The following is a 17,889-nucleotide window of genomic DNA, read 5'->3' as shown; positions in this document are numbered from 1 at the left end:
TCGCTATTATTCCGGCGTAGTCAAACCCAGCCTTGAGGCGACGCGCAGAGCCACGTCCCAATGCCTAAAGTTTAACCAAATCCCGACCTATCGAACCCCGTAATTTGCCATGAACATGTCGACCGCCTGCAAGGCGACCGCATCTATTTCGTCCTGCGAAAACTGGTTCTGAATTCCAAAAACGGCCCGCGCCCAGATCCGCACCTTACACAACTCCGAGAACTGCTCGGCCGCGAGTTGCACATCCTCAATCGCCAATTCGCCATTTTTGACTGCCAGTTGCAGATACTCCGCAATGTGGCCGGTACCGCGTTTCGGCCCGGCCTCAAAAAACGCGCGGCCCAGTTCCGGGAACCTGTCGCGCTCGGCCACGCAAATACGAAAAACCTGTTGCGCAAAATCAGATACAAGAAATGCGGTCAACTGTTTGGCCGTGATCAACAGAACGTCGCGCACCGGCAGCGTATCGTCCACCATCGACACGACGTGTTCGGCCATGAGGGTACATTCTGTCTGCGCAACTTCCATGAATAACAGACGTTTATCAGGGAAATAGCTGTAAAGCGTCGCCTTTGACACCCCGGCCGCGCGCGCGATGTCGTCAACACTTGCGCCTTCGAACCCATCCGCCATGAACACCTCGCGCGCACCGCGCAATACCTGATCGAACTTGCGTCCGGTGCGCAAAATGGCGGCTGGTTCTGACATGCTCACTCCGTTGATGAAGAGGTTAAAGTTTATAAACCGTTTAGTTCAGACACAACGATTCGCACAAAATGATGCCGCCGAAACCCTACAAAACCGGTAATTTTGTCTAGACGTATCCAACGTGGTCTTTGATCCCCATGACCATACATACGCGGCCTTGTCGTTCTGCCAAACCGTGCTAACACTTCGGCCATGGTCGATATCTTTTTGCGCACCCTGCCTTTTTTCGCGATCATCGGCCTGGGATACTGGGCCGGTCGCACCCGCTTTTTTACCGAAGAGGCGACGGCCTATCTGACAAAATTCGTGTTCTATTTCGCCCTGTCGGCGATGCTGTTTCGGTTTGCCGCCACTCTGCCTTTCGCCGAGATTTTCAACGCGCGCCTTGTCATCGGCTATCTTATTGGCACGGTGGCCGTCTACGGACTGGCCACTTGCGTCGCTTGGCTGCGCGGGCTCGACATTCCAACCGCCGCGGTCGAGGCACAGTGCGCGGCTATCGGCAACGTGGGGTTTCTGGGCCTTCCGATGCTCGCGCTTCTGTTCACCGAGGCCGCGATCGGCCCCGTCATGCTGGTGCTGACCGTTGATCTGGTGGTGTTCTCGTCGCTGATCGTGATCCTGATCAATGCAGGTCGCGACGGGCGGTTGGCCCCGGCCACGTTCAAACTAATCGGACTGGGTCTGGTAAAAAACCCGATGATCGTGTCCATCTCGGCCGGAATGCTGTGGTCCGCCATGCAGTTTCCTGTCCCAGCGCCATTGAATGACTTTCTGACCATTCTTGGCGGTGCAGCCACACCCGGCGCGCTTTTCGCCATCGGGGCGTCGCTGGCCTCCAAATCCGCCGAACGGGTTCAGGTCGCCGGGTGGTTGAGTTTTTGCAAACTGGTGGTTCATCCCGCCTGTGTGGCGGTGGCCTTGCTGTGGATCATGCCAATTGCCGCCTTTCCGGCCTCGGTGGCCATTGCCGCCGCTGCGCTGCCGGTCGCCGGAAATGTCTATATGCTGGCCGCGCATTATAACGTCGCCCCTCATCGGGCATCGGCGGCTATCCTTCTGTCGACCGCCGCAAGTATCCTGACCGTTCCACTGGTCATCGCGTGGGTCAGCACGCCCTGATCATCACCTTTCCGAAAAATGCGCGCACCCAGTGTCCACCGCACTTTACGTGCGGCTTTTGGGCGGTTAGCCATGGCGCAACCCCAATGTAAGGACACAAGCCAGATGGAAACCGTTTCGGAAAACACCTGCTTCGGAGGCGTACAGGGCGTCTACCGCCATGCCTCGACCGCTTGCCAATGCGACATGACCTTTGGCCTGTTTCTGCCTGCCGAGGCCAAGGACGGCCCAGTTCCAGTCCTGTGGTATCTTTCGGGCCTGACCTGCACCCATGAAAACGCGATGACCAAAGCGGGCGCGCAGGCGTGGGCGGCAGAACAAGGGATTGCGGTTGTGTTTCCCGACACCTCTCCGCGTGGTGAGGGCGTGGCCGATCACGAGGACTACGATCTGGGCCAAGGTGCGGGCTTTTACGTGAACGCGACCCAAACCCCTTGGGCCCCACATTTCAACACGTGGGATTACGTGGCCGAGGAACTACCCGCCCTGCTGGCTGAAAACTTTGCCATCGACATGGAGCGTCAGGCCATCTCCGGCCATTCGATGGGCGGTCATGGCGCGCTGACGCTGGCAATGAACCTGCCGGGGCGCTATCGCTCAGTCTCGGCTTTTGCGCCGATCTCGAACCCGACGGGGGCCGATTGGGGTCGCAAGCAGTTGAGCGCCTATCTGGGTGATGATGAGGCCGCATGGACCAAACATGACGCCTCGCTGATGATGAAGGAAAAAGGCTTTGACGGCCCCATCCTGATCGACACCGGGGCCAGCGATCAATTCATGGACCTGCTGCGCCCTGAGGCGTTGGCGCAGGCGATTGCAGAGCGTCGCCAACAGGCAACCTATCGCTTGCAGCCGGGCTATGACCATTCGTATTTCTTTGTGTCGACCTTCATGGAAGATCATATCACCTTCCACGCCGAGGCGCTGTACGGAGACTAACGCATGAGCGATTTCGACTACGACCTGATCATCATCGGGTCTGGCCCTTCGGGGCGGGCGGCTGCGATTCAGGCAGGCAAACTGCAACGCCGGGTGCTGGTGATCGACCGCAAAGACCGCTTGGGCGGCGTTTCGGTTCACACCGGTACGATCCCGTCGAAAACCCTGCGGGAAACCGTGCTGAACCTCTCGGGCTGGCGCGAGCGCAGTTTCTATGGGCGGTCCTATCGGGTGAAAGACCAAATCCGGGCCGAGGACCTCAAGGCCCGGTTGCACATGACGCTGGATCACGAGGTCGATGTTCTGGAACACCAGTTCAACCGCAACCACGTGGAAACGCTGAACGGTCTGGCGAAATTCGTCGGCCCGCATGAGATCGAGGTTGCAACGGATGCGGGCAAGACGACCAGGCTGACAGCCGCCAAGTTCCTGATCGCCACCGGAACCAAGACCTACCGGCCCGATTATGTGCCCTTCAACGGCAAGACCGTGGTGGACGGCGACGATTTTCTTGAAATGGACGAGATCCCCCGGTCGCTCTGCGTGATCGGCGCGGGCGTGATCGGGGTGGAATATGCCACCATGTTCTCGGCGCTGGATGTGCGGGTCACGTTGATCGAGCCGCGCGAGACCTTTCTGGACTTCATCGACAGCCGGTTGATCCACGATTTCACCCATCAGATCCGCGAAAACGGCGTGGACTTGCGGTTGGGTTCGGCGGTCGAAAAGATTGAGGATGCCGGCGGCCATGTGGAAGTCACGCTGGACAATGGCCGCCACGTGCGGGCAGAGATGCTGTTGTTCGCCGCCGGGCGCATGGGCGCGACATCGGCCCTGAACCTGTCGGCGGTGGGTCTGGAGACAGATCACCGCAACCGGATCACGGTAGATCGCAAGACTTATCAAACCGCTGTGCCGCATATATATGCGACAGGCGACGTGATCGGGCATCCCTCTCTGGCATCCACATCCCTACAACAAGGTCGCGTCGCGGCCTGTCATGCGCTGGAGACCCCAACCCTGCCGGAAAGCCCGTGGTACCCCTACGGCATCTACTCCGTCCCCGAGATTTCCACCTGCGGCATGTCCGAAGAAGAGCTTCAAGAACGCGGTATCCCCTATGAGGTCGGCGTGGCGCGGTTCCGCGAAACCTCGCGCGGGCACATCATGGGACTGGAGCACGGGATGCTGAAGATGCTGTTCTCGCTGAAGACCCGCCGGGTGCTGGGGGTGCAGATCGTTGGTGAAGGCGCAACCGAGCTGATCCACATCGCGCAGGCCGTGCTGAACCTGAAGGGCACCGTGGACTATTTTGTGCAGAACACGTTCAACTATCCGACACTGGCCGAAGCCTATAAAATCGCCGGGCTGGATGCGTTCAACCGAATGCCCATTCCCGAAGAGTTCAAGGTCAAGAAAAAACCCGCAGCGAAACAGGCGAAAAAGGCGTGACCACGCTTTATATCGATGCCGATGCCTGCCCGGTAAAAGCCGAGGCCGAACGTGTGGCGACCCGGCACAAGGTACCGATGGCACTGGTGTCAAACGGGGGTTTGCGCCCCTCGGCCAATCCTTTGGTACAGGTTGTGGTCGTATCTGAGGGCGCGGACGAGGCGGACAAGTGGATAGCCGAGCGCTGCGGTGTCGGCGATGTGGTGGTGACGTCCGACATCCCGCTGGCCGCGAAATGCGTCGAAGCCGGTGCTCGGGTTCTCCGCCCCAATGGCGAGGCCTTCACCGCCGCCAATATCGGCCAGCAACTGGCGATGCGTGATCTGATGGCCGACCTGCGCGCGGCCAATCCGCTGGGCGCGGGTGGCGGAGGGAAACCGTTCAACAGGGCCGACCGATCCCGGTTTCTGGACGCTTTGGAACGGGAGTTACGCGCGGCACAAAGGGCGTAACGCTCCCGCCCGTCAAAGCCGCATCAAAGATGCGTCACCTCCGGTTGGGCCGGGCAGCGCGTGCCGCGCGGCGGTTTTTAAGGCCATGGTCACGCTGGAACAGGGGTACGGTTTTCGCGGATGGGCAAGTGAACGATTGCGCTGAAAGCACCGATGGCAACGCCGATCCACCAGACCATCGTGTAGTCGCCATAAGCGTCATACATGCGGCCCCCCAACCAAATGCCCAGAAAACTACCAATCTGGTGACTGAAAAAGATGATCCCGTAGAGCGTACCCATATACCGCAACCCATAAAGATGGGCGACCAGCCCTGATGTCAGCGGGATTGTGGCCAGCCATAGCGACCCCATGGCCAGAGAAAAGACGATGACAGAGATCGGTGTAATCGGAAAGACGATGAAGACAGCGGCCGCAAGTGTCCGCGCCGTGTAGACCCCGGCCAACAGATATTTCTTGGGAAAGCGGCTACCCGCCCAACCCGCTACCAGTGTGCCGCCTATATTAGCCAGACCGATCAGAGAAATCGATACAGCCCCCAGCGCCGATGTTGTCGTGATCCCGACGGCGTGCAGTACTCCTCCTGGTTGGATCGGCCCACACATCTCAGTCACGAAGGCGGGGAAATGGGCGGTGATGAAACCCAATTGGTAGCCACAGCTAAAAAAGCCTAGAAAGATCAGCGCGTAAGATGGGTCTCGGAAAGCGCGCGCCAGGATTTCACCCATGCTGTCCTGCAACTCGGCCTTGGTGGCCGCTTGCGGCGCGCGCATGAAAGGCAATGTCAGGACAAGGGCCAGAATAAGCAGCGCGAAGATGATGAAAACCTGCTGCCAGGGCAGAAAGCTCAGCATCCATTCGGCTGCGGGGGCGCCAAGGACCTGTCCAAAGCTGCCCGCTGCCGTCACGATAGCCAGAGACATCGAGCGGTTCTTATCCGACGACGCCCGCCCGACAACAGCCAAGATTACACCAAACCCGGTTCCGGCAATGCCAAAACCTACAAGCCAAGCGTATAGTTGATGTTCGAACGGTGTCACCGACCATGCGGTCAGGACCATGCCCGCGGCATAAGTCAGCGCTCCAAGAACAATCGCGCGCCTGTCACCAATTTTTTCCGCAAGCGCACCAAAGATCGGCTGGCCAATCCCCCAGGCCAGGTTCTGAATCGCAATCGCCATCGAGAAGTCGATGCGCAGCCAGCCGAATTCGTCGGCGATCGGAATCTGGAACACCCCGAACGACGCGCGTACGGCAAAGCTAACCGTGATGATGATGCAGCCAACGATCAGGATCGGGTTCAGCAGGCGTTCGTATTGCGGCATTGGGCCCTCGGACGGTTCGGTCCAAGGACGGTAGAGGAAATCTTGACGTGGTCAATTCAGGAGTTTTGGGACTTCGGATCAGCAAAATTGATGCGTCGCGGGAATGGCCGCTTTTCAACGGGCTGCGCGGCGGGTATGCCTCGGAATATGACGGATTTGATTTCGCTTTACGAGGCACGCATTGCCGATGGCAGCCTGACCCGAGACGATGCGCAAGAGGCTGTTCTTCCTCATTTCGAACGTATCCGTCAGGCTCTGGCCGCCCCGGTTAAACGCGGATTTTTCCGCAAGGCCCCACCTGCACCGCAGGGGTTGTATCTGTGGGGCGGCGTTGGGCGCGGCAAGTCGATGCTGATGGACATGTTTGTTGATGCGCTGGAGGATATTCCCGCACGACGCGTTCATTTTCATGCCTTCATGCAGGAAATCCATGCCGGGATGCACAAAGCCCGCGCCGATGGCGTCGAGGATGCGTTGGCCCCGGTGGCCGATGCGGTTGTGAAATCCGTCCGCCTGCTGGCTTTTGATGAGATGCAGATCACCGATATCACCGATGCAATGATTGTGGGACGTCTGTTCGACCTGCTGCATGCGGGCAGGGTGGCGGTGATCACGACCTCGAACAGGCACCCGGACGATTTGTATAAGGATGGCCTGAACCGGCAGCTGTTCCTGCCGTTCATCGCGCATATCAAGGAACAGCTTCAGGTGTGGGAGTTGGTCTCGCCCACCGACTATCGCCAGAACCGTTTGGAAGGAGCGCCGGTCTATTTCACCCCGATTGGACCTGAGGCGCGGCAGAGCGTTCGGGCTGTGTGGCAGGACTTGTCCGGGGGTCAGGCTGATCCCTTGGTTTTGCAGGTCAATGGTCGCGCGGTCGAGCTACCGGCGTTTCGGAATGGGGTGGCGCGCGCCAGCTTCTACGATCTATGTGGGCGGATGTTGGGGCCTGCGGATTATCTGGCCATTGCAGAAGCCATCAAAGTGCTTGTGTTGGAGGACATTCCCCGCCTGTCGCGCAACAATTTTAACGAGGCGAAACGCTTTGTGACGTTGATTGACGCGCTTTACGAAGCGAAGGTGCGATTGATTTGCTCGGCGGCCGCGGAACCTGAGATGTTGTATGTCGAGGGTGAAGGGACGTTTGAATTTGAACGGACTGCCTCGCGTCTACGTGAGATGCAAGCACAAGATTGGGGGACATAGGGGGCTCTGCCCCCGACGCGCCTTGCGCGCCTCCCCCGGGATATTTTTGGCCAGATGAAGCGGCACGGATCGGGAGTTAGCCGTTTTCGCGTAGGATGTGACCAGCCAGATAGAGCGAGCCGCAGATCAGGACGCGGGCTTGCGGGTCATCCGTGACGATGGCGGTTAAAGCATCCATGACACTGTTTGCAGTAGTGGCCGGCAGATTGACTTTGGCGGCCGCGGATGCGGTGTCTTCGGCGCTAAGCGTGGCGGCTTCTCCCGGTATGGAAACGGCAGTCAGGCCTTGGGCCTGTGCGGCCAGTGGAGCCAGGTATCCGGTGACGTCCTTGGTGTTGAGCATCCCGCAGATCATATGGGTGGGGCATTTAGGCAGTTTCGCCAGCACATCGGCCAAGGCGATCCCGGCGGCGGCGTTGTGGCCTCCGTCCAGCCATAGCTCTGCTTGGGGAGCGGCATCAACGAGCGGGCCGGTTTTCAGGCGCTGCATCCGGGCTGGCCATTCGGCGCGGGTGACGGCGGCCTCATAGGCGTCATCGCCCAGGTTCAGGTGGCGCAGGACCGCCAGCGCGGCACCTGCGTTCTGGATCTGGTGCGCGCCCAACAGGTTTGGCAGAGGCAGGTCGCGCAGACCCGTTTCGTCCTGATAGATCAGGCGTCCGTTTTCCTCGTGTACATGCCAGTGCTGGCCGTAAACCAGCAGCGGCGCGCCAAGACGGGCGGCGGTGTATTCTATGACCTCGAGCGCTTCATCGGGTTGGGGTCCGACGATGCAGGGCACGCCGGGTTTGATGATCCCGGCCTTTTCCGCCGCGATCTTGCCCAGCGTATTGCCAAGGAACTGTTCGTGGTCGATGGACACGGGCGTGATCACCGTAACTGCGGGTTCGTGGATCACATTGGTGGCGTCTAGACGCCCGCCAAGACCCACTTCGAGCAGAGTGTAATGGGCCCGTGTGCGCGCAAAAGCCAGAAGGGCGGCGCAGGTCGTGATCTCGAAATAAGTGATGTTTTCGCCGTTATTGGCGGCGTAACATTCGTCGAGCACCTCGGTCAGGGCCGGTTCCGAGATCAGCTCTCCGGCCAAGCGGATACGTTCGTGGAACCGGGCCAGATGCGGCGAGGTATAGGCATGGGCCGACAGCCCTGCCCCTTCGAGCCCTGCGCGGATCATCGCCTGGGTTGAGCCTTTGCCGTTGGTCCCGGCGATATGGATCACCGGGGGCAGCATCTCTTGCGGGTTATCCAGCGCGGCCAGCAAACGCCATACCCGATCCAAGGTCAGGTCAATGATCTTGGGATGCAGTGCCATCATCCGGTCGAGGATGACGTCAGAAGACGGTGAGGTCATTTTTCGTCCGCAGGTTCAGCCAGTGCTTCGGGCTGTGCTTCTTCCGGAGCTGGCGCGGGCAGATCGCCTTTCACTGCCGGCGGCTGGTTCAGCAGCATCCGGGTGATGGTGATCAACTCGTCCCGCATTTCGGTGCGCTTGGTGACGCGGTCCAGCATACCGTGATCCAGCAGATACTCAGCGCGCTGAAAGCCTTCTGGCAGTTTTTCACGGATGGTTTGTTCGATCACGCGCGGCCCGGCAAAACAGATCAGCGCGTTGGGTTCGGAAATGTGCACGTCACCCAACATTGCATAGGACGCGGTGACGCCACCGGTGGTCGGGTGAGTTAGGACGACGATATAAGGCAGACCCGCCTCTTTCAGCATCTCGACCGCCACAGTCGTGCGCGGCATTTGCATCAGGCTGAGGATGCCTTCCTGCATCCGCGCGCCACCTGCGGCGGAAAACAGGATCAGCGGGCGCTTCAGCTTAACCGCCTCTTGCGCGGCGGCAATGATGGCGTTGCCAACATACATGCCCATCGAACCGCCCATGAAGGAAAAGTCCTGCGCCGCAGCGATGATCGGAGTACGGCCGATTTCACCAGCAGCGACCAGCATCGCCTCTTTCTCGCCGGTCTTTTTCTGCGCCGCCTTCATGCGGTCGGGGTATTTCTTCTGATCGCGGAACTGCAGCGGGTCGTCTTTGGGCGCAGGGACTTCTACCTCGGTAAAGATACCGCCGTCGAACAGGTGAGCAAAGCGTTCCCGTGGGGTGATCGCCATGTGATGATCGCATTGGGTGCAAACATTCTGGTTTGCCGCCAGTTCGCGGTGAAACAACATCGTTCCGCATTCATCGCATTTGTGCCAAAGGTTTTCGGGAACCTCGCGGCGCGAAAAGATCGAGTTGATCCGGGGGCGGACGTAGTTTGTGATCCAGTTCATGTCGGAACCTTGCTAATGCGGCTTTGACGTCAAATAAGACGCAACGGAAAGAAATGCAATCAACGCCTGAGCGCAAGGCGCGCGGTCAGCCAACTGACGGTCATGATGGCGAAATCCACGTAGAGCCATTGCCGCAATATACCGGTATCGGACATGTCGTAAGGCAGGTGGAAAAGGGCAAGGCCGCTTAGGCTGTCAGGCAACGAGATGAACAGCAACGCCACGGTATTGTTGAAGAAATGGAGTGCTATCGCAGGGCCCAACGTGCCTGAGCGCGCGGTGAGATCAGCCGCGAAAACGCCAAACATGATAGACCAAAGCGCAATCAGCCCGGCGTTCCCTTCGGCGGTACCGGGGGCGTAGTGGCCTATTCCGAACAGCAAAGATGGGACGAGTATCCACACCGCAGGCGACCGGAATCGCGCAGCGAGGGCTTGTTGCATATAGCCGCGAAACAAAAACTCTTCTGCGCTGGTTTGAATCAGAACTGCACCTAAAGACAGGGGCAGAAACAACAGCCATGTCGACAAGGCCAGATTCGGAACGAAAGCGGCCCCCATATCATATGGCGGCAACACCGTGATGACGACACCAAGCACCACCAATGCGCGCAAGACGACCCAGAACTGTGCAACACTTTGACCTAGTGGGCCCAAAACAGACGCGAGCGACCTTTGGTGAAGACGGCGGACCGCCTGTCGAACGCCCAATGTCACAAAGGCGAAACTGCTCAGCAGAACCAACATGGACAACGGTGAGGAACCGGACAAAAAAGCCTCGGCCCATTCGTAGGACCCTATAGCTGAAATGACGATCAGAAGCGCCAGATTCAGGGCAATGACAACGGCTGCGACGATGCCCAACCCCGCCAACAGACGCCAAATCTCAGCGCGCGCCCGAGCCGGGGCCACAAGCTGTTCATGCGACCCGTAGCGGGGCGAGCTGATCTCAGGCACGTTCATTTACGCTCTCGGGCTGGCCGGGATCTTCCAGGAAGATGGTTGGGTCCTTGGTCTCGTTCACCCGGTTGGCCAGTGAGGTCAGATACCCGGCAACAGTTTCAAGCAACTGAACGGCAACACCCGCGTCGCTGTCGACCACGGCGCGGAACTCTTCGGCACCAATGCGCAGGAAGGAACACTCCTCCAGCGCCACAAGGTCCAACTGACGGGGGTCCCGAGTGATGATGGACAAATCCCCGATCAGACGGCCCGGTTCAATAACCGAAACCTGCCGCGAGGTGCCGCCCTCGATAGGCCATTCCAGGCTGGCTCGGCCCGAGATGCAAAGATAGGCCGCATCCGGTGCCTGACCGCATGAAAAGATGACCTGACCAGCCGTGGCATGGTACCATTGCGCCGAAAAAGCCAGCAGGCGCTGGTTGCGGCCATCCATGCCGGCGAACAGCTCGGTCGAGGATATGATCTTGAGCTTGCGGCTGAGATCCTCAGTCGTGTCCACCTCGTCCAGGGTTCGCGTCTTGGAGACGCCGTCGATACGGCCATCCTTGATCTCGACAAACAGGTCGTAAGCCTCGGGATGGGCAAAGTGATCTTCCATGAAGATCATGATCGAGTCGGGCAACAGCTCTCGCAGTTTCAACCGCGTCCGCAGTCGGCTTTCGGAATCGTGGCTGGCCAGCGCCTTGTCCAGGATCAGGACATCGGGCCGCTTGATTCCAGCGCGCGAAAAGGCAGCGCGCTCTTGAAACACCGTCGGCAGGTTGTTTCCGCCCAGCCCCGAGGGCAAGTCATAGATGATCGCCGCCGCACGACGGCGCAGACCGGCCTCGTTCAAGATATCGGCCACCACATCCTCGATCTCATCCGCATGCGCGCCCGCCATCAACGAGATACGGCCAAAGAGCGCATTCTCAATAACCGTCATACGCTCGATATAGGTGTCAGGCGTGACGGGGATGAACATGCCCTTCAGATGCGCGCGCAGACGGTCCGCCTGTCCGCTGCGGATGGCTAGAATTTTCTCTTTGTATTCGTCGGGGAAATCGGGGCCAATCTGTTCCGCTGTCAACAGGAAAGGAACGGTCAACAGCAGCGCGCGCTCCTGATCGGTGATCCCGGCCTCACCCTTCAGCTTGCGCCGTTCCTCGATATCCAGCAGGCGGTAATACATGTCCTTGGTCATGCCCAACCGCAGGAATAGCGGGTGATCGGTGCCATCCCGTCCGAAAGTGCGGTTCAGCGTCTTCAGCACCGCGCTGGAGATCCCCATCGCGTCGTCATCCAGATCATGAGCCCGCAACATCGACATGAACCGCCGGTCGCCCGCCAGAATATCGGGCGAAATATCATGCGACGGCGCGGCGTAAAGCAGGTTGCCCCCCAATGGAACCGCCGGGTTGAACAGATCCGGGTCAAAGCGGTAAACATACCGGTCCAGCCCCTTTTCCTGTAACCGCTCGGCCACGCGGCCGCGCAGATCGACAATTTCACGCGCCAACGACGGGTGCTGCACCGGATCGAACTGAGACCGCAAAGTCCGGCGGAACATGAACTCGTCAATGCCCATGGATTCGACCAGCTGGAACCACCAGTCCCGGATGTCGTCGATATCCTCCAACCCGGCCAGCGCGGGATCGATCCACTCGTCCGACAGGGAATCCACCGGGTTTCCGGCGCGCTCCGCTTCGATCTGCCAACGTGTCGGCGCTTTTTTGGCCTCTTCTGCATGTTTCGGACGGGTGCGCAGGGGCATCAGCAGATTGTCCCCCAAGGTCCCGTCGAACAGATAGGGCCGCGAATAGGCATAGCCTATCCGGGCCGCGATCACCGCCTGATGCAACCCTTGCAGATTGTGCCCGCCAATGGTCACATCGCCTTGCACCGGAAGCAACTCGCGCGTGAGGACCTGAGCCAACGCACTGCGCTCGGCCGCGTTCGAAGATTGGATCGCAACCCGCGCGCCCTTGGGGATCATCAGGTCGATATCTTCAAGGATCGTTTTGCCGTCATCGTCGCGGACTGTCACGTTGCGCAACTGAATTACGCCCGTAAGGTGTGGAATCGTCTCTGGCTCGCCCACGAACAGGTTTTCTGGAATCATATTGTCCGGCGCGAACCGCTCGGTCACGATTTCCCAGCGCAGAGACATATCCTGCACCTGATTGTAATAAGTCAGCAAATCCTTCCACGGGCCGCTCAGATCCTTGTAGGCTCCCAGCGCCGCAACCAGCGCGCCCACCGTAACCTCTCCTTTGATCGCCAGATAGCCGCCAACCGAATAGAACAGGAACGGCGTCATCTGAGTGATCAGATTGTTGAGAAATTTCATGAAGAATTTCTTGTTGTAGATCTTGAACCGGATCTCGAACAAGGTGCCCAACCGATGACTGAACAGCGCCAGACGATATCGCCAGCCCCCATTGGTGCGTAGATCACTGATGCCCGCGGCACTTTCGCCGATTTCCGAACTCAGATGACGCACCTCCTGGATGCGGTCCTTATTCAGCAGGTTGATCTGCCGTTGCAGCTTGGGAATGATCCACGCTTGAAGCGGGATCAATGCGATGCTGGCCAATCCGAACCAAACGCTTTGCATGAATAGAAAGGTGACGATGGTCATCATCTGCCCGAACTGGAACACCGGCTGGGCAATCGCATCGCCCATCAACCCTCCCATCGGCTCTGCCTCGGAGGTGATCATCGACACCAGCTCACCCTGGCTGGTGGTCTGGAAATAGGATTTTGGGAAGCGCATGGTACGGTGGATCAGTGTGAACCGCAGCCGACGCAGCATCCGTTCGGCCAGAACGCCCTTCATCGTGTTGATGCGCATCTTCATCAGCCCGCTGATGATCACCGTCAGCAAGAACGCGCAGCACAGAATCAAGAGATACTGGACCTGTGTGAACGAGATCCCCAGCACCGTCACCGTATCGCTGGGCGCACCGATGGCATCGTTGATGATCTGCTTGGGCAACTCCAACGAGGCGTAGAGAAACGGGAAGGACAGAACCGTCAGCACCAACAGCACAATCTGTTGCTTCTTCGAATACTTCCAAATGAACGAAAAAAGAGTGGGTTCCATACCCCGGCCTTGCCTCAAGTTTTTTGATACGCGCTTTTTCGGATGATCTACAGCAATCAGGTGCCGGACGGTACGCATTGGTCCACGCGATTGCAAGAACGGCCCTGCGGGTATCAGATCGCAACCCGCCTGCCCAGCCGAAACCCGGCTGTTCCGCCGGAATTAACGCGATATTTCCGGGTTTCGGCTTTATCCTAACCACCGTCATTGACTAAACAGTGGTCAACAAAAGATGACGGGGACCATGGGCAAATTTCTGGACCGCTATATTTTCCGCAAGGTGCAGGCCCGTTGGCGGCAGGCCGCACAGATGGCCGGGCACACACCCCCCGCCCAGTTGCGCCACCAGCGAGACGAAGCGCGCAAGCTGCGCGCCGATCTGGACCGGTTGATCCATGCGGCGGATGGCCGTTTGACGCGGCCCCTGATCGGATCAAACCAATTCGCCAAACCCCTTGGCACAGATTGGAGCTGGCGCCCCGACCTCTGGCGCGAACCGCTGTCGCGCAGCGGGCTGGCCTCGGCCCCGCGCAGAACACCGTTGGACGGTCAGACTACCTTGTTTCACGACTGCTCGCTGTCGGAAATCAGCCTGCGCCAGACGCGCAACCGGCGCGACAATGATCTGGCACCCTTTGGGCTCAGTCTCGAGGTGTTCGAATTCGCAGGCTCCTTTCTGTCCCTGTCCGTCGCGTTGCCCGCAGATGCCGCGCAGGGTCTGACCAAGCAGCACCTGATACGGGTCGATGCGCAGATCGAGGCGGAACGCGATACACACGGAATGGCCCGTTTGAACATCCAGCACGGCCCCAATACCGAACAGGTTCTCAGGGAGTTAGACCCAAACCGAACAGGCGGGGTCGATTTCGATTTGGCCCACCTCCCCCTGAACGAGCGGCGGATCGACAAGATCTGGCTAGATCTCATCTTTGACGCCCCGACGATGAACCGCATTTTTGTGCGCGAACTGACCTTCTGCCGCCACCATCGCGCCGATTTATGAGGCCCATATCATGACGCACCCCATCCTGACGCCGCTCAGACTGGAAAACGGAATCTGGCAAGGGCTGATCACATCCTCAGCCGAGCCGCACGTCTCAGTTCACTACCGGGATGAGGTGTTGGACGGCGTAACTCTGACCGCCTCGCCCGATGGCTGGGCGCTGGCTATTCCCGTCCCGAACTCGGCTCTGTCGGACGGGGTGCACAGCTTTGTCATCCTAGATCGGGACAGTTCGGAAAAACTGGGCGATTTCACCATCATTGCAGGGGTTCCTGCGGCGGACGATCTGCGGGCCGAGATTGACCTGCTGCGCGCGGAACTGGACCTTCTGAAACGCGCCTTTCGCCGGTCGCAACAGTCCGATACCTGACGCCTGCGACCCAAGCCCCTATCTTTCCAGCGTTTTCCGTGCATCATGAACCGATAGGCGATTGGTGGAGTATTGGTATGGACCGGACGAGTATTATCAAGGTCATCGCCCTGATGGTGACAGGGTTTGGCATCGGGATCGACTTTACCGGCGCCTTGATACTGGTCCCCGCGATCGAAAACAGCTTTGACGCGGACATCACCTCGACCCAATGGGTGTTAAACATCTACGCCCTGTTCTTTGCCATGACCATGGTGGCCGGAGGCCGGATGGGGGATATGTTCGGCCACCGCAAAATGATGCTGATCGGGCTGTCGATCTTTCTGTTTTCTTCGGTCATGTGTTTTCTGTCCCCCAGCCTCGATTTCCTGATCCTCTCGCGCGCCTTGCAAGGTATCGGCGCAGGTTGTGTTTGGCCTTGCGCGCTGGCCTTTGGCGCCACCAAGATCGCCAAGCCTGAACAGCGGGCCTTGGTCATGGGCATGATCTTGGCGGGTGTCACCAGTGGCAATGTGTTTGGTCCCTTGATCAGCGGCGCAGCGGTCAGTTTCGGTGATTGGAGGCTGTTCTTCCTGGCCAATGTCATATTCTCGACCATCTCGATGATTACGGCACTGATCCTGATGGAGCGTGAAAAACAGCACAAACAGGGTGAGCATCTGGACATCGCCGGAATGGTTCTATTGTCCTTGGCGGTCCTGCTGCTGCTTTACGGACTGGATGTGGGCGCGGATTGGGGTTGGGCCTCGCCGCCACTGCTGATGGTGTTCTTCGTCAGCGCCGTGCTGTTCCTGTCTTTCCCCATAATCGAAAAGCGTGTGAAAGAGCCGCTGCTGCTGCCCCAAATGATGCAGAACCGAGAGTTTCTGATCACGCTGGGTCTGAACATGTTCAATGTCTCAGCCGCCTTTGTCGGGCTGCTGTATTTCCCGCAATATATGCAGAAGGTTCTGGGCTGGTCGGTCTTTCATTCAGCGCTTGGGCTGGCCCCGCTGACTTTACTGTTGGCGATCGGGTCGATCGTTTCTGGGACGCTTTATAACGACTTCGGGCCGAAGCGGCTGTTGTTCTGGGGCTATCTCATTGCCACAGTAGGGGCGCTCAGCATCGTGGTGATGCCTGCAGGGCTGGGCTATTTCCAGATCCTGCCCGGCATGGCCATGATCGGGCTGGGCGCAACGCTGACAGTGGGGCCATCGGGTACGGCTGCGGTCAGTGCGGTCAAACCCGAACGCGCCGGGCTTGTTGGCGGGTTAAGCTTCATGACCCATCTCGTCTATGGTGCCATCTCAGTCGCGTTCGCCACCGCGATCATGTATGCCACCAGCCTCTCCAGCCTTGGCAAACAGCTTGCGGTGGATGGCATCAAAATGTCCGATGCGGATCAAAGGGCCATCAACGGCGGCACGCTGACTACCGATTCCGCCAAAACCGTGATGGCCAAGCTGACCCCGACAGAGGCCGAACAGGTGAAAACCGCTATCGCATCGGCGTTTGACAGCGGCATGAACATGGCCTTTGTCTTCGCCGCCATCTCGGTCTCGGTCGGTATGATCCTCGCGACGATGCTGGATGAAGAGAAGCTGCGGAAGGTCGAAAGCTAAGTTCATAAGAAAAGGGCCGCCCTGGAGCGGCCCTTCGATTTACTGGGACGGGCCGTTGGGCCGGAAGGCCGACAGACCTTTGAGGATGTCGATGGCATAGGCCAATTGGTAATCCTCTTCCCGCAACTCGGCGGTTTCTTCAGCCTTGGCGCGGTCTTCCTCGATCTGACGGATCTCATCCTCGCTGAGGCTGTCATTGTTCAGGCTGCCACGCAGATCGGCCTCGGACCGGGTGCGGGGGTTTGTTTCCTCTTCCTCGGTATCCGCAGCGCGACGCGGTTGTTCCACAATAATGTCCGGGCTGACCCCAAGCGCCTGGATCGAGCGTCCCGACGGCGTGTAATAGCGTGACGTCGTCAGACGCATCGCACCATCCCCGCGCAGCGGCATGACCGTCTGGACCGAGCCTTTGCCAAAACTCTTCGTGCCCACGACAATCGCCCGGCGATGGTCTTGCAGAGCACCCGCCACGATTTCCGAGGCTGAGGCCGACCCGCCATTGATCAGCACCACGATCGGCTTGCCTTCGGCCAGATCGCCGGCGGTGGCGTTGAACCGCTCACCCTCGCCCGGGTCACGACCACGGGTTGAAACGATTTCGCCCTCGTTCAGGAATGCGTCTGAAACCTTGATCGCCTGCGTCAGCAGACCACCGGGGTTGTTGCGCAGGTCCAGAACAACGCCGTTGACCTTGTCGATGCCGCCGATCTCTTCGATCTGCTCGTTCAGGCCCTCTTGCAGATTGGGGAAGGTTTGGTCGTTGAACGTAGTCACACGCAGAACGACACTGGTACCTTCGGTCCGGGCGCGCACGGCAGTCAGCTTGATCGTGTCGCGGACAATGGTGATGTCAAAAGGCTCCTGCTCGCCCTCACGAACTACGGTGATCACGATTTCCGAGCCCACCGGCCCGCGCATCAGATCGACCGCCTTGTCCAGCGTCAGGCCCAGAATGCTTTCGCCATCCACATGGGTGATGAAATCGCCCGCTTCGATCCCGGCCTCATCAGCCGGAGTGTCGTCGATGGGTGAGACCACTTTGACATAGCCTTCTTCCTGCGTAACCTCGATCCCCAGCCCGCCAAACTCACCGCGCGTCTGAACACGCATCTGCTCTGCATCGCTAGGCGAAAGGTAGCTGGAATGGGGATCAAGCGAGGTCAGCATTCCGTCAATCGCCGCTTCGATCAGATCTTCGGGCTCAACCTCTTCGACATATTGCGAACGGATACGCTCGAAAATGTCCCCAAAAAGGTCAAGCTGCTGATAAACGCTCGCCTTGTTCTCGGCCTCTTGCGCCAGCAAGGGGCCTGCAATCTGAGTGGTTGCGATAATGCCTGCCACGGTTCCGGCCAAACCGGCCATCACAAATTTCTTCATA

Annotated in this window: 15 protein-coding genes; 8 read left to right on the top strand and 7 right to left on the bottom strand. The window is 59.0% G+C overall.

Features of this window, described 5'->3' with window-relative positions:
* Positions 1 to 87 precede the first annotated feature (87 nt).
* Entirely contained in the window at positions 88 to 708 is a 621-nt protein-coding gene (locus tag ACR3E7_RS21895) for a TetR/AcrR family transcriptional regulator (RefSeq protein WP_170773104.1), read from the bottom strand.
* A 192-nt stretch (positions 709 to 900) separates the two neighbouring features.
* Here ACR3E7_RS21895 and ACR3E7_RS21890 point away from each other — a divergent pair, with 192 nt between their 5' ends.
* The 4 genes from ACR3E7_RS21890 to ACR3E7_RS21875 all read left to right on the top strand — a co-directional run bounded on the left by ACR3E7_RS21890 (position 901) and on the right by ACR3E7_RS21875 (position 4,673).
* Complete coding sequence (locus tag ACR3E7_RS21890) at positions 901 to 1,830, top strand: AEC family transporter (RefSeq protein ID WP_170789836.1); 930 nt, start codon at positions 901 to 903, stop codon at positions 1,828 to 1,830.
* Between the two features lie 105 nt (positions 1,831 to 1,935).
* Complete coding sequence (fghA, locus tag ACR3E7_RS21885; RefSeq protein WP_480505884.1) at positions 1,936 to 2,769, top strand: S-formylglutathione hydrolase; 834 nt, start codon at positions 1,936 to 1,938, stop codon at positions 2,767 to 2,769.
* A 3-nt stretch (positions 2,770 to 2,772) separates the two neighbouring features.
* A complete protein-coding gene (gene sthA / locus ACR3E7_RS21880; protein WP_170785590.1) occupies positions 2,773 to 4,221 on the top strand; it encodes a Si-specific NAD(P)(+) transhydrogenase in 1,449 nt (482 codons plus the stop codon).
* Positions 4,218 to 4,673 (top strand): YaiI/YqxD family protein, encoded by a 456-nt coding sequence (locus ACR3E7_RS21875; RefSeq protein WP_170789838.1) that lies wholly within the window; start codon positions 4,218 to 4,220, stop codon positions 4,671 to 4,673. The genes sthA and ACR3E7_RS21875 overlap by 4 nt, the downstream gene beginning before the upstream one ends.
* Positions 4,674 to 4,762: 89 nt before the next feature.
* Here the strand turns inward: ACR3E7_RS21875 and ACR3E7_RS21870 are convergent, their stop codons facing one another.
* Positions 4,763 to 5,998, bottom strand: a complete 1,236-nt coding sequence (locus ACR3E7_RS21870) for an MFS transporter (protein WP_480505881.1) — start codon at positions 5,996 to 5,998, stop codon at positions 4,763 to 4,765.
* Positions 5,999 to 6,145: 147 nt separating this feature from the next.
* Between ACR3E7_RS21870 and zapE the strand changes: the two genes are divergently transcribed.
* On the top strand, positions 6,146 to 7,204 hold the full coding sequence (zapE, locus tag ACR3E7_RS21865; RefSeq protein WP_480505879.1) for a cell division protein ZapE: 1,059 nt from the start codon (positions 6,146 to 6,148) through the stop codon (positions 7,202 to 7,204).
* A 76-nt stretch (positions 7,205 to 7,280) separates the two neighbouring features.
* On the opposite strand, the gene ACR3E7_RS21860 is transcribed toward zapE, so the two are convergent.
* From ACR3E7_RS21860 to ACR3E7_RS21845, 4 genes are read right to left on the bottom strand one after another with little or no spacing between them, the layout of a single operon-like run.
* A complete protein-coding gene (locus tag ACR3E7_RS21860) occupies positions 7,281 to 8,555 on the bottom strand; it encodes a bifunctional folylpolyglutamate synthase/dihydrofolate synthase (RefSeq protein WP_480505877.1) in 1,275 nt (424 codons plus the stop codon).
* Positions 8,552 to 9,484, bottom strand: coding sequence for an acetyl-CoA carboxylase, carboxyltransferase subunit beta (accD, locus tag ACR3E7_RS21855; RefSeq protein WP_170773120.1), 933 nt, complete (start codon positions 9,482 to 9,484; stop codon positions 8,552 to 8,554). Before accD ends, ACR3E7_RS21860 begins: the two co-directional genes overlap by 4 nt.
* Positions 9,485 to 9,543: 59 nt before the next feature.
* On the bottom strand, positions 9,544 to 10,446 hold the full coding sequence (locus ACR3E7_RS21850; RefSeq protein WP_480505875.1) for a CPBP family intramembrane glutamic endopeptidase: 903 nt from the start codon (positions 10,444 to 10,446) through the stop codon (positions 9,544 to 9,546).
* Positions 10,433 to 13,531 carry an ABC transporter transmembrane domain-containing protein gene (locus ACR3E7_RS21845; RefSeq protein WP_480505873.1) on the bottom strand — a complete coding sequence of 1,033 codons (3,099 nt, stop codon included), beginning with the start codon at positions 13,529 to 13,531 and terminating at the stop codon, positions 10,433 to 10,435. Before ACR3E7_RS21845 ends, ACR3E7_RS21850 begins: the two co-directional genes overlap by 14 nt.
* A 244-nt stretch (positions 13,532 to 13,775) precedes the next feature.
* On the opposite strand from ACR3E7_RS21845, the gene ACR3E7_RS21840 reads away from it, so the two are divergent.
* The 3 genes from ACR3E7_RS21840 to ACR3E7_RS21830 all read left to right on the top strand — a co-directional run bounded on the left by ACR3E7_RS21840 (position 13,776) and on the right by ACR3E7_RS21830 (position 16,508).
* On the top strand, positions 13,776 to 14,534 hold the full coding sequence (locus tag ACR3E7_RS21840) for a DUF6478 family protein (protein WP_480505871.1): 759 nt from the start codon (positions 13,776 to 13,778) through the stop codon (positions 14,532 to 14,534).
* Between the two features lie 10 nt (positions 14,535 to 14,544).
* Entirely contained in the window at positions 14,545 to 14,904 is a 360-nt protein-coding gene (locus tag ACR3E7_RS21835; protein WP_170785606.1) for a hypothetical protein, read from the top strand.
* A gap of 77 nt (positions 14,905 to 14,981) precedes the next feature.
* On the top strand, positions 14,982 to 16,508 hold the full coding sequence (locus ACR3E7_RS21830; protein ID WP_480505869.1) for an MFS transporter: 1,527 nt from the start codon (positions 14,982 to 14,984) through the stop codon (positions 16,506 to 16,508).
* A 39-nt stretch (positions 16,509 to 16,547) separates the two neighbouring features.
* Here ACR3E7_RS21830 and ACR3E7_RS21825 read toward each other — a convergent pair whose 3' ends face one another.
* The gene (locus ACR3E7_RS21825; RefSeq protein ID WP_170789846.1) at positions 16,548 to 17,888 is read right to left on the bottom strand and encodes a S41 family peptidase; all 1,341 of its coding nucleotides are present in this window, start codon (positions 17,886 to 17,888) and stop codon (positions 16,548 to 16,550) included.
* Position 17,889 lies beyond the last annotated feature (1 nt).

Source organism: Ruegeria sp. BK1, from assembly GCF_056535645.1.
Note: the sequence above shows the minus strand (reverse complement) of the source record. Positions and strands in the feature narration are given on the sequence as shown.

Excerpts from the sequence above, each read along its gene's own strand:
- ACR3E7_RS21895 (WP_170773104.1), bottom strand. The coding sequence starts at position 708 with ATGTCAGAACCAGCCGCCATTTTGCGCACCGGACGCAAGTTCGATCAG.
- ACR3E7_RS21890 (WP_170789836.1), top strand. The coding sequence starts at position 901 with ATGGTCGATATCTTTTTGCGCACCCTGCCTTTTTTCGCGATCATCGGC.
- fghA (WP_480505884.1), top strand. The coding sequence starts at position 1,936 with ATGGAAACCGTTTCGGAAAACACCTGCTTCGGAGGCGTACAGGGCGTC.
- sthA (WP_170785590.1), top strand. The coding sequence starts at position 2,773 with ATGAGCGATTTCGACTACGACCTGATCATCATCGGGTCTGGCCCTTCG.
- ACR3E7_RS21870 (WP_480505881.1), bottom strand. The coding sequence starts at position 5,998 with ATGCCGCAATACGAACGCCTGCTGAACCCGATCCTGATCGTTGGCTGC.
- zapE (WP_480505879.1), top strand. The coding sequence starts at position 6,146 with ATGACGGATTTGATTTCGCTTTACGAGGCACGCATTGCCGATGGCAGC.
- ACR3E7_RS21860 (WP_480505877.1), bottom strand. The coding sequence starts at position 8,555 with ATGACCTCACCGTCTTCTGACGTCATCCTCGACCGGATGATGGCACTG.
- accD (WP_170773120.1), bottom strand. The coding sequence starts at position 9,484 with ATGAACTGGATCACAAACTACGTCCGCCCCCGGATCAACTCGATCTTT.
- ACR3E7_RS21850 (WP_480505875.1), bottom strand. The coding sequence starts at position 10,446 with ATGAACGTGCCTGAGATCAGCTCGCCCCGCTACGGGTCGCATGAACAG.
- ACR3E7_RS21845 (WP_480505873.1), bottom strand. The coding sequence starts at position 13,531 with ATGGAACCCACTCTTTTTTCGTTCATTTGGAAGTATTCGAAGAAGCAA.
- ACR3E7_RS21840 (WP_480505871.1), top strand. The coding sequence starts at position 13,776 with ATGGGCAAATTTCTGGACCGCTATATTTTCCGCAAGGTGCAGGCCCGT.
- ACR3E7_RS21835 (WP_170785606.1), top strand. The coding sequence starts at position 14,545 with ATGACGCACCCCATCCTGACGCCGCTCAGACTGGAAAACGGAATCTGG.
- ACR3E7_RS21830 (WP_480505869.1), top strand. The coding sequence starts at position 14,982 with ATGGACCGGACGAGTATTATCAAGGTCATCGCCCTGATGGTGACAGGG.
- ACR3E7_RS21825 (WP_170789846.1), bottom strand. The coding sequence starts at position 17,888 with ATGAAGAAATTTGTGATGGCCGGTTTGGCCGGAACCGTGGCAGGCATT.